The following is a 407-nucleotide window of genomic DNA, read 5'->3' as shown; positions in this document are numbered from 1 at the left end:
CCATTTTGTCGCTAACTACGCGACCTTGCAGAGTACGGATTTTATCGGTCATTACGCACCCGCCTTCTGAGTCAGTAAAGTCTTAACGCGTGCAACATCACGACGCACTTGCTTCAGCAGATGAGTCTGTTGCAGCTGGCCACTTGCAGCCTGCATGCGCAGGTTGAACTGCTCACGCAGCAGGTTCAGCAGCTCAGCGTTCAGCTCTTCAACGCTTTTTTCACGCAGCTCTTTTGCTTTCATTACATCACCGTCTTAGTTACAAAGGTGGTTTTGATCGGCAGTTTCGCTGCTGCCAGGCCGAATGCTTCACGGGCCAGCTCTTCCGGTACACCGTCCATTTCATACAGGACTTTACCCGGCTGAATCAAGGCAACCCAGTACTCCACGTTACCTTTACCTTTACC

The 407-nt window shown here is 51.4% G+C and carries 2 protein-coding genes; both read right to left on the bottom strand.

The window, feature by feature from the left end; translation table 11 throughout:
• Positions 1–51: 51 nt before the first annotated feature.
• Positions 52–243, bottom strand: a complete 192-nt coding sequence (rpmC, locus tag FJV41_RS56320) for a 50S ribosomal protein L29 (protein ID WP_002919754.1) — start codon at positions 241–243, stop codon at positions 52–54.
• Positions 243–407, bottom strand: a 165-nt coding sequence (rpl16, locus tag FJV41_RS56315) for a large ribosomal subunit protein uL16 (RefSeq protein WP_179129605.1), incomplete at its 5' end; no start/stop codon positions are given. The genes rpmC and rpl16, both read right to left, overlap by 1 nt.

Origin of the sequence: Myxococcus llanfairpwllgwyngyllgogerychwyrndrobwllllantysiliogogogochensis (genome assembly GCF_006636215.1) — a bacterium.
GTDB classification, from domain to species: Bacteria; Myxococcota; Myxococcia; order Myxococcales; family Myxococcaceae; genus Myxococcus; species Myxococcus llanfairpwllgwyngyllgogerychwyrndrobwllllantysiliogogogochensis.
Note: the sequence above shows the minus strand (reverse complement) of the source record. Positions and strands in the feature narration are given on the sequence as shown.